The sequence below is a fragment of the Candidatus Phytoplasma gossypii genome (assembly GCF_030586975.1).
In the GTDB taxonomy this organism is placed as follows: Bacteria; Bacillota_I; Bacilli_A; order Acholeplasmatales; family Acholeplasmataceae; genus Phytoplasma; species Phytoplasma citri.
The window spans coordinates 1-10,284 of the sequence record NZ_JAOSIT010000021.1 but is presented as its reverse complement, the minus strand read 5'-3'; the positions used below and the strand labels follow the sequence as shown (position 1 = coordinate 10,284).

General features: G+C 24.6%; 8 protein-coding genes and 1 pseudogene. 7 read left to right on the top strand and 2 right to left on the bottom strand.

Annotated features, from left to right (window positions below; all coding sequences use genetic code 11):
* Positions 1 to 493: DAK2 domain-containing protein (locus OC698_RS02035; RefSeq protein ID WP_304513061.1), on the bottom strand; the 493-nt coding region annotated here is incomplete at its 3' end.
* Positions 494 to 1,219: 726 nt separating this feature from the next.
* Between OC698_RS02035 and OC698_RS02030 the strand changes: the two genes are divergently transcribed.
* The 7 genes from OC698_RS02030 to OC698_RS02000 all read left to right on the top strand — a co-directional run bounded on the left by OC698_RS02030 (position 1,220) and on the right by OC698_RS02000 (position 7,034).
* Positions 1,220 to 2,167 (top strand): tyrosine-type recombinase/integrase, encoded by a 948-nt coding sequence (locus tag OC698_RS02030; RefSeq protein WP_304513059.1) that lies wholly within the window; start codon positions 1,220 to 1,222, stop codon positions 2,165 to 2,167.
* A 24-nt stretch (positions 2,168 to 2,191) separates the two neighbouring features.
* Positions 2,192 to 2,641: a dUTP diphosphatase gene (gene dut, locus OC698_RS02025; protein WP_304513058.1), complete on the top strand. Its 450-nt coding sequence runs from the start codon at positions 2,192 to 2,194 to the stop codon at positions 2,639 to 2,641.
* Positions 2,642 to 2,816: 175 nt separating this feature from the next.
* Positions 2,817 to 3,593, top strand: a complete 777-nt coding sequence (rpsB, locus tag OC698_RS02020) for a 30S ribosomal protein S2 (protein ID WP_304513057.1) — start codon at positions 2,817 to 2,819, stop codon at positions 3,591 to 3,593.
* Positions 3,594 to 3,721: 128 nt separating this feature from the next.
* Positions 3,722 to 4,414 (top strand): translation elongation factor Ts, encoded by a 693-nt coding sequence (tsf, locus tag OC698_RS02015; protein WP_304513056.1) that lies wholly within the window; start codon positions 3,722 to 3,724, stop codon positions 4,412 to 4,414.
* Between the two features lie 125 nt (positions 4,415 to 4,539).
* Positions 4,540 to 5,259 carry a UMP kinase gene (pyrH, locus tag OC698_RS02010; RefSeq protein ID WP_304513062.1) on the top strand — a complete coding sequence of 240 codons (720 nt, stop codon included), beginning with the start codon at positions 4,540 to 4,542 and terminating at the stop codon, positions 5,257 to 5,259.
* A gap of 1 nt (position 5,260) precedes the next feature.
* Positions 5,261 to 5,824, top strand: coding sequence for a ribosome-recycling factor (locus tag OC698_RS02005; RefSeq protein ID WP_304513055.1), 564 nt, complete (start codon positions 5,261 to 5,263; stop codon positions 5,822 to 5,824).
* A gap of 25 nt (positions 5,825 to 5,849) precedes the next feature.
* Positions 5,850 to 7,034: a phosphatidate cytidylyltransferase gene (locus OC698_RS02000; protein WP_304513054.1), complete on the top strand. Its 1,185-nt coding sequence runs from the start codon at positions 5,850 to 5,852 to the stop codon at positions 7,032 to 7,034.
* A 561-nt stretch (positions 7,035 to 7,595) separates the two neighbouring features.
* Here the strand turns inward: OC698_RS02000 and OC698_RS01995 are convergent.
* A pseudogene (locus OC698_RS01995) lies at positions 7,596 to 9,313 on the bottom strand (reverse transcriptase domain-containing protein).
* Positions 9,314 to 10,284: the final 971 nt, after the last annotated feature.

Below are 10,284 nucleotides of genomic sequence, written 5' to 3'. Positions count from 1 at the left end.
TAATTTTATTCAATAATTCTTCCATATTGTTAAAATTTTTTTGATTATTAATAGCTTCAATAGAATCGCGTAACACTGTTAAAATAGTACCTTCTACAGGGGAAAAAATAGAAGAATAAGCTTGTCGATAGCCACTAATTAATGATTGAATAAATTCTTCTATATTAATAAAATTCTTCTTTAACTTAATTAACTTATTAGAAAATCCGCTAAAAAATTGTGATAAAATAACACCTGAATTACCTTTAGAATTCATAATCAAAGCATTAGCTAAAACACGAGAAACTTCAATAATAGAATTTTCATTTAACGAATAAATATGACGAATACCTTCGGCCATAGTCATATACATATTAGTGCCTGTATCACCATCCGGAACAGGAAAAACATTTAAATTATTTATTTCTTGACAATTTTTTTTTAAATTAATGGTACCATTAATAACCATTTCTTTAAAAAGAAAACCATCTATTTTTTGTTCTGATATTGACATTATTCAAAATCCTTTTTCTTTAACCTGATAAAAAAATAAAAATCAGATCTTTTCGATTTACAAAAAAAAACAATTATTTTTGAAAAAAAATTGAAATTTATGATTAAATTATAAATTTAGAAAAAAACTAATTATTTTTTAAGATTGAAATTTCCGAAAAATTCTCATTATCATTAACTTTTAAATTTTAATTTTTTTAAAATTTTCTAATAAAAATAAATAATAAACATTATTTTTCTATAAATGAAAAATATTTTTTTCCATCATTAAAATAAATAACATTAATCTAAAAATAAATTTAAAATAAATTTAAATATTTCAAATTTTTATTCTTAATGAATACAAATTTGAATTCTAAAATCTATATTTTAAAATTGTAACAAAATATTAACAGTAATATATTACAATAAATATATTTTTTTGTCTAAAAATTGTAAAATATCGTTTTTTTTATGAATAATAAATAAATTATTTTTCATAACATATTAAAAAAAATTGAAAAACTAATATAAAATTATTAATATTAGCTTTAAAATAATTTATTTTCTTATAATAAACAATTTAATTTATTTTATTAAAAAGAATAAATAAAAAATGAAAATCTTTATATTATAAAATAAAATAAAAATAAATTTAATTAAAAATATATAAAAAGTTAAAATGACATAAAAATAGAATAATAGAAATACATTACTAAAAAATAATTTTAAAAAGTGAGTTCACATAATGGATTTAAAATTACTTAAAGATTTTCAAACATTTTTAAAAATTGAACGAAATTATTCATTATCAACAATAATTAATTATACTTCCGACTTAAAAGAATTTGTATTATTTTGTAATAAAAAAAGAATAGATTTTAATATTAATGAATTAAAAAATGACAATTTATCTCGTCTATTTTTGATTCATTTAACTTCTCAAAAAAATGCAAATGCAACTATTAAAAGAAAAATTTCTACCTTAAGAACCTTTTACAATTTTTTAAAAGATAAACATAATGTTCAAACTAACATATTCAAATCTTTACCTAATATTAAATTAAATCGCAAAATACCTAAAATTATTGAACCCCATAATATACAAAAATTACTAAACTCTATAAATATAAATGATAATATTACAAATTATCGAAATTATTTAATAATAGACTTACTTTATAGTTGTGGTTTAAGAGCGCAAGAACTAGTTAATTTAACTATTAACAATATAAATCTTTTGACTAATCAAATCTTAATTAATGGTAAAGGTTCCAAAGATAGATATATACCCTTACATAGAAAACTTTCCGATATGTTAAAAAAATACATAAATCATATAAGACCTAAATTTATTAATAAGCAAAATAACAAAGGAATATTATTTTTAATTACTAATCAATATGGCAATAAAATCACTACTAAAGGTATAAGTTATATTATCCAAAAAATCTGTTTAAAAAATAAATATAAAGGAAAAATATCACCACATATGTTTAGGCATGCTTTTGCCACTGTTTTGCTCAATAATGGAGCAGATTTAAGAATAGTACAAGAATTATTAGGGCATAACCATCTAAAAACAACTCAAATTTATACTTATATATCTGATAATGAATTACATAAAAAGTTTTTTTATTATAATAATATAATAAATAATAAAATGAAAAAAATAAAAATTAAATATATTTATTAAAGAGAAAGAGAAAAAAATAAACAAATGTCCAATGAAAGTTTTTTTGAAGTAGTAAGTTATTACAAAAAAAATAATATTCAAATACCGAAAAGACAAACTCAATATAGTGCAGGATATGATTTAGCGTCCGCTATAGAAACAAAAATTTTACCACAACAACTAGTAATAATACCAACAGGATTAAAAGTATTTTTACCTTCCAATCAAGTTTTACTAATTTACTCTAGATCTTCTTTATTTATAAAAAAAAAATTAATGTTAACAAATAATGTAGGAGTAATAGATAGCGATTATTACAATAATTCCGAAAATGAAGGACATATTCTAATCTCATTATACAATTTTTCTAATCAAACAGTTATTATCAATAAAAATGAAAGAATCGCTCAAGGAATATTTCAAAATTTTTTACTTGTTAAAAATGATAATAATGAAAATAAAATTAGAAAAAATGGTTTCGGTAGTACTAAATAATTTTAACCAAAAAAATTGTCAAAAAATATAAAATATGTTAAAATGTTAAGGTTAATAAAAAAAAATACGATTGGAAATTAGGGATCAAAACCAAATAAAAATAATACCCTTTTTTAATATAAAATTTTAATAAATCAAAAAATTACAAATTTAATAAAGGAGTGACATAAAAAACATGGGCAATGTAACAAATATTAAACAGTTATTAGAAGCCGGAATACATTTTGGACATTCGGCGAAAAAAACACATTATAAAGCTAAAAAATATCTTTTTTGCTTAAAAAATGATGGAGTCCCTACAGTAAGAAATAAAATTCATATTATAAATTTAAAAAAAACTGTAGAACATATTGATATCGCTTATAAAAAAATTGTAGAAATAGTTTCTTCAGGCGGAAAAATTCTTTTTTTAGGAACTAAAAAACAAATACAAGATATTATAAAAACAGAAGCTCAAAGAGCACAACAATATTATATCAATCAACGTTGGTTAGGCGGTATATTTACTAATTTTAGCACTATTAACCAAAGAATTAACTATTTAATAAACCTTTATAAAGAAGAAGAAGAAGGATTGTGGAATCATTTAACTAAGAAAGAAGTAGCAAAATTAACTCAAAAAAGAAATAAATTAGAGAAAATTTTAGGTGGTATTAAAAATATGAATAAACTACCTCAAGCTATTATTATTATAGATACACAAAAAGATTCTATAGCTATTGCAGAATCAAAAAAATTAAATATTACTATTTTCGGTATTATAGACAGTAATTGTGATCCGGATTTAGTGGATTATGTTATTCCTGCGAATAATGATGCCATTAAAGGAGTTAAATTAATAACTTCTATTTTAGCTAATGCTGCTTTAGAAGGTATAAAATCCGCAAATCAAAAAAATGAATTGATCAAAAATATTTCTAACCAAGAAAAAAACATTTCTAACCAAAAATAATAATATTATAACATTTTAAAAATAATATTCTTAAAATTAATACAAAAAATAAAAAAATAATTTCTTGTAATACTTTGTACAAATTAATAATATATAAAAAAATAAAATAAAAGAGCTTAATTAAAAATATGAAATCTGAAATGATAGAAAAAGTTAAAAAATTAAGAGAAATTACTAATTTTAGTATACTTGATTGCGCAAAAGCTTTAACAAAAACTCAAGGCAATATAGAAGAAGCTATTAAATTATTAAATGAAGAAAAACATATAGAATATCCTAAATTTTTTAAAGAACCTTTGTTAGAAGGTGCTACTCATGTAGCTTTTAAGGAAAATAAAGCTGTAATTTTTGAAATAAACATAAAAACAGATTTTGCAGCTAAAAATATAAAATTTATAGAATTAATAAAAAATATAGAACAAATTTTGTTACAAGCTCCTAATAATATTCGAAACTTAAACGATTTTTTAAATTATAATTTTCAAGGAAAAACAGTAAAACAAATAATAAGTCAAAAAATGACTCTTTTTCAAGAACAAATAAGATTAAAACGAATACAAGTAATTTATAAAAAAAACGAAGAAAGTTTTGGTTATTATATACATCAAAATGGTAAAATTTCAACCTTAATACACATAACTAAACCTTGTCAGAATGTCGAAAAACATTTGCCTATTCATATTACAGAATCAAATCCTCAATCAAAAGAGATTTTATTACAACAAAATATGTACAATAATTCTAAAATTAAAGTTCAAAAATATTTGCAAAAAAATAATACAGATATTATTATGTTTTATCGTTTTGCTTTAAATGATTAAAAATATATCTAAAAAAATTTATTTTCATACACTAATTAATATTAAATAATAAATTTCAAATTTTAAAAAAATACTTAAAGAAATTTATCAATTTACATAAATATATAATTTTAGTCAAATAGGAGATTTTAATGTTAAGCAAAATTCTTTTAAAATTAAGTGGAGAAGCATTAAAAGGAGAAAAAGTAACTATTGATCCACAAAAAGTAAAAGAAATTGCTAAGGAAATTAAAGAAATTAAAGATTTAGGTGTACAAATTGTTATCATTATCGGTGCAGGTAATATTTGGCGAGGTATTACTGGACAAACTCTTGGAATGAAAAGAGATCAATCTGATTATATGGGGATGCTAGGAACTATTGTAAACGCTTTAGCTTTACAAGATGCTTTAGAAAATTTGAAAGTTGAAACTCGTGTAATGACATCTTTTCAAGTGCTTGCAGTAGCTGAACCTTATATCAAAAAAAGAGCTGATCATCATTTAAACAAACAACGTGTTATTATTTTAAGCGGAGGTATTGGAGTACCTTTTTTTTCTACAGATACTGCAGCTGCTTTAAGAGCTGCCGAATTAAGCATTAACATAATTTTAATGGCAAAAAATAATGTTAAAGGTGTGTATACTTCTGATCCTAAACATAATCAAAAAGCAATTTTTTTAGAAAAAATAGAGCATAAAGAAATTATATCGCAAAGATTAAATGTTATGGATATTACAGCTGTTTCTTTATGTTGGGAAAATCAAATAGATATTATAGTGTTCGACATGAATCAAAAAGGTAATATTAAAAAAATAATTTTACAAGAAAAAATAGGAACTCTAATTACTTCTAAGGAGAATTAAAATGCAAAATTATAATAATCAAATAGAAATTATACTAAATGAAATTAATGAAAAAATGAAATCTCAAATTAAAATCATGAATGAAAAATTCAAATATATAAGAACAGGAATAGCTAATCCGCAAATATTAGATCAAGTATATATCAATTATTATAACCAAATGCAACCTTTAAGACATTTTAGTTCTATTTATGTTTCTGAAGGTAATCAATTGCATATAAAACCATTTGATAACAATTTGATAGAAAGTATTAAAACAGCTATTTTAAAATTAAACATAGGTATTAATCCGAAAACTGAAAACAACATTATCAAATTAATTTTTCCCAAACCTTCTGAAGAGCAACGTATTCAATTGACTCAAAAAATTAAAAAAACTGCCGAGGAAGCTAAAATTGGTATTCGAAATATCAGAAGACAAAATAAAGATAAAATTAAAAAAATAAAAGTTAATCAAGACTTAGAAACGAAAATACTTCAAAAAGTACAAATGATTCATGATAAATTTATCCAATCAATAGACGAATTAACTCATCAAAAAAACAAAGAATTGTTAAATTATTAATAATATTTGTGTCAATCAAATTTATATGAAAATTAATGAAAAAAAAATATCTATAGGAATTAAAATACTCACAATAACCACTATATGGTTAACTATTTTAACATATATAGACCAAAAACACGATACTAATTTTTTATTTTACAATTGTGTTTTATCACTTATAACTTTTATATATTTATCTTTCCAAGAAGTCATTAAACAATTTAAAATTCCAGAAATTTCAAAAAAAACAATAATAACTCGAAATAGAAAAAAGATTTTAAATATATTATTTTTTTATATATTTAATTTTATTTATGGATTTTATTTAATAAAAATAATTTTAAATCATTTATATAATAATCAAATTATTAAAATAACAAATAATTCTATCTTATTACACAGCTACATAAAAAAAATTTTTTATTTAAAAAAAACAAATGTAACAAATAACGATTCAATAATCTTGTTTATCTTTTTCACGATTATTTTTCTTTTATATATTTCTTTTATAAATAAAAAAAATTTAAAAACAAAACAATTAAGTTTCATATTGCATTATCTTGTGATAATACAAGGATTATATTATTTTATATTTAATGATAATAATTTGATTATAATAGCTATTTTTTTATGCATTAATTTAATATATAATTATTTACCATATAAGAAAAATAATAACTATTCATTATATAACGAATTATTTAAACATGTAGCAATTTTTATATATATTTTATTAGGTAGTATTTCTATATTCACTTTGATTTTGATTAACAAAAAGATACTTTTATATTTATTTATTATTTCTATTTCCAACGATAGTTTTGCATTTTTAGGAGGTTATTTTTGGGGAAAAAAACTTTTATGTCCTGATATTAGTCCAAAAAAAACTCAAGAAGGATTTTGGTTCGGAATATTATTTACTGTTATAATTGTTATAATTATTAACATTATTTTTAATTATTTAACTAAAACCTCATTTAAAACATCATTTTTTATTATTTTCTTGATATTGACCATAATAAATAGTATAATAGCCCAAATAGGGGATCTTATAGTTTCAAAATTTAAAAGAAATTTAAAAATTAAAGATTTTGGCACAATAATTCCAGAACATGGCGGGTTATTAGATCGCTTCGATTCAATTTTATTTTTATCTATTTTTATGATTTTAATAATAATTAATCCATTTTCAGAAATTATTAATCCTTTATTATTAAATATAGAATAGGAGGGGGGCATTTTTTCAATCTAAACCGTTCCAATCATCAGAATTTTTTTCCAAAATCTACCCTCTTGTGCAGAAAATAATTTTATGAAACCACTAGTTAGTTATTGATTATTTTTGTTTAGTTAATAAATTGACTTTACCATGACAAGATAATTTAGCTAAGCTATTTAATTACAATTGCTATTTGTGTGTAATTTATGTCTTTCTTTAAAAAAATTACTGCTCAAAATAATCAACATTTCTCCGCCATTAATCTGAAAGTTTTTTTCAATATTGTTCAAACTCAGATAAAAGAAACAGTAATTATCAAAACTTAATTCTTCTTTAGTATTTCTTTTTTTGTTTTCTTTCTCTGATTATAGAAATTTTAATATTTTATTTTTACTTTTGCAAAGTATATTTAATAATACGGATAGATTAATTTCGTTTTATGCAGCGATTTGTATTTGCTGTTTTATTTACAATCAGCCCCCGTCCAAACCGGACAAGCAAGTTTCCAAGCATTCGGCTTTCCATAATTTACTCTCTTGCGAGAACTAATTTCCCCTTGCGGTTAATTAGTTATTTATTCTTATCATTCGTATTCTCTCTGATATCATGCATTTGTTGATTTGTCACTTTTCGATGACAGTCTTTACACAATACCTTTGTTCTTTTATTCATGACACTATGGCGGCTCGCATCGCGAACTGTACCAATGTGGTGAATTTGGAGTTGAGTTGTTTTGTCGCAGTTCTCACAACGTTCCGCTTTTAGACGGTCAGTTAGATGTGTACGACCCTGTAATAAAAATCTATTAATGGCAATGTCCGGGTTTCCCTTGTAATTACGCATTTTTTTAATTTTATCCCAAGAGTAGACAGCCCACGGTTCATATTGGATTTTCCCTTTATTAAGATAAGGAATAGCCCAAGTTGAACCTATATTAAGTTTCTTTCGAACTCTGGCAATCGATGTTTTCCATTTTCTTGCCAGTGTCTTCAAACAGCTATCTTCAGCTAGATAATTTAGATGGGTTAAAACACCGAGATTGTTAGCCAAACAAAAGTATTGGATAATTCCTTTAACAATTATTTGATATGTCCGGATTATTTCTAATTCGTCTCTATCCGCTAAAGCTTCATCGTGTTTCACCTTCCCCTTTTTTAACCAATTGTATTCGTGTCCGTATTCTTTGGCTTTCGCTTGGGGAATTTGGATTTGAACTTTACCGTTGAAGGAATTCTTTGTAGATTTCCTTGTACGAGTTTTATTGGTGGGATTTACCTTTATCATGTAGGATAAAAACCTTGTGCCTTTGTTAGCTTTCACAATTTTTGATTTGTCCTTACTAATGGTAAGTTTCAAATCTTGTTCTAGCCATTGCGTTATTTGATTCTTAATCCCTTCGGCTTTGTCATACTCGCCCTTAACACCAATGATAAAATCATCAGCGTAGCAGATATATTCAACTCTTATCTTTGGGTTTAAATTGATATACCTATCAATCCCCAGTTGATGGTGTTGGTTTTTGGACCATGCCTTCCCATATTCTGGATTACCTTTCTTAATTGGCTTTCCTTCTTTAATCAGTTCCTCCATTTTCAGGTCCATGTAATGTAAATATACATTCGCCAACAAAGGGGAAATAATTCCTCCTTGAGGAGAACCTGATAAGGATTCGTATTTTATCCCATCTTTCATGAAGCCAGCTCTTAGCCATTTGTTAATGGTTGAGAGAGTTTTACTCTTTTTGATGAACCGATTTAAGGTTCGCATGAGAATTTCATGATTGATGGTATCAAAGTAGCCTTTTAAGTCGTTTTGACGATGTAGTCAATTCCTTTAAATCTTTGTTTGACGCGTTTGATTGCATCATGGCAAGATTTTTTGGTTCTAAATCCCAAGTTCCATTCTGAAAAGATATTTTCAAAATAGGGAGCTAAGGCATTTTTGTATTAACCGATCTTTAATGGTAGGTAGCCCCAAGGGTCTAGTTCTTTTATTATCGCTAGGAATAAGAATTCTTTTAACTGGTTTGGGGTTATAACCATTATTGACATATTCCTGATGATATCTTTCTAGTCTTTCTAGATTAATCCCATCGATGGTTTCATTGTCAATTCCGGGTGTGCCCGCCCCTTTGTTAGCAGCAATTTTATTAAATGCTGTTGGCTTATTCTGAAAGTTATTCATTCCTTGTTGCAGCTCTCTTTTTAAAGAGTGGCCTTTGCTGAACGATATTGAATTTTATCCAATGTTCGCGAAAGTTTAGTTTCTAGTGAAACCGTTGTTGACATAGTATATCAACTCCTTCCTTGATACCATTGAATAAATAATAAATTACTTTCTTCTTTCGCCCTATAAGAGTGATTAACTCTCTTCTCGGTAAGCCGATTAACTAAATTATCCCAAATTTAGGTTTACCCTTACGACTACTAAAAAGATGCTTTATCCTTGACCATCCGGGCTTTTATTTCCTGATTAGTAAATTTAATTACTTAGTTTTAGGATTCTCCAAGTTACACTAAATTTCTACCTTAATTCCTTAGGGGAAGTATCCTCTTTCTGGAGGCTGATTCCAGGTTTTCTTATGTGATAAACTACTCAATACAGAAGTTATATATTAGTAGGCTCTGGACTGTCCGTTTAAGCAACTTCCGAACAGGTTATACTATTACATCAATTTTCCTTCTTAGGCCATTTCAGGCTTTCCCATAGAATTATTCGGTGGCGGTATCTTCTTGACTAATTTGCTTTCGTCGCAACCCGCTTTTATGGTCTACTATAATTTGACATTCTTTCGTTTGTCAAACCGACCATCTCCATTCAGAGTTTATCGGCTCTGGCTATTGGTTAGATAGCGCGAAATTTAGGCCTCTTTTGGCGCCCACTTCTAAGTATTCAAAATATCAAGTTTTTTGAATCTTAGCAAATTTAAGTTTATCCCTTTTTGTTATTGTCTTTGTTACAAGAAGTTTAAAAGAAAAAAATTATGATAAAAAGGAAGGATATTACTAACTGCAAATGACCCCCCCGTTAATATTATTAATTTGTTGTTGTTAAAACACTTGTATAAAACATCAAAAAATCTTTCATGTAAAAAATCGCCATTTTGGTATCCAAAATGGCTTTTTTAGCATAATTACAACCGCATAGAAATTAAATTAATGAAGCTCTCGATATTAGAGATAATAAAGTAATTCTACAAGATAATGATGAGAGATAAATTCCTATTTGGATCAAAAAAAATTAAATTTGAAATTTTTAA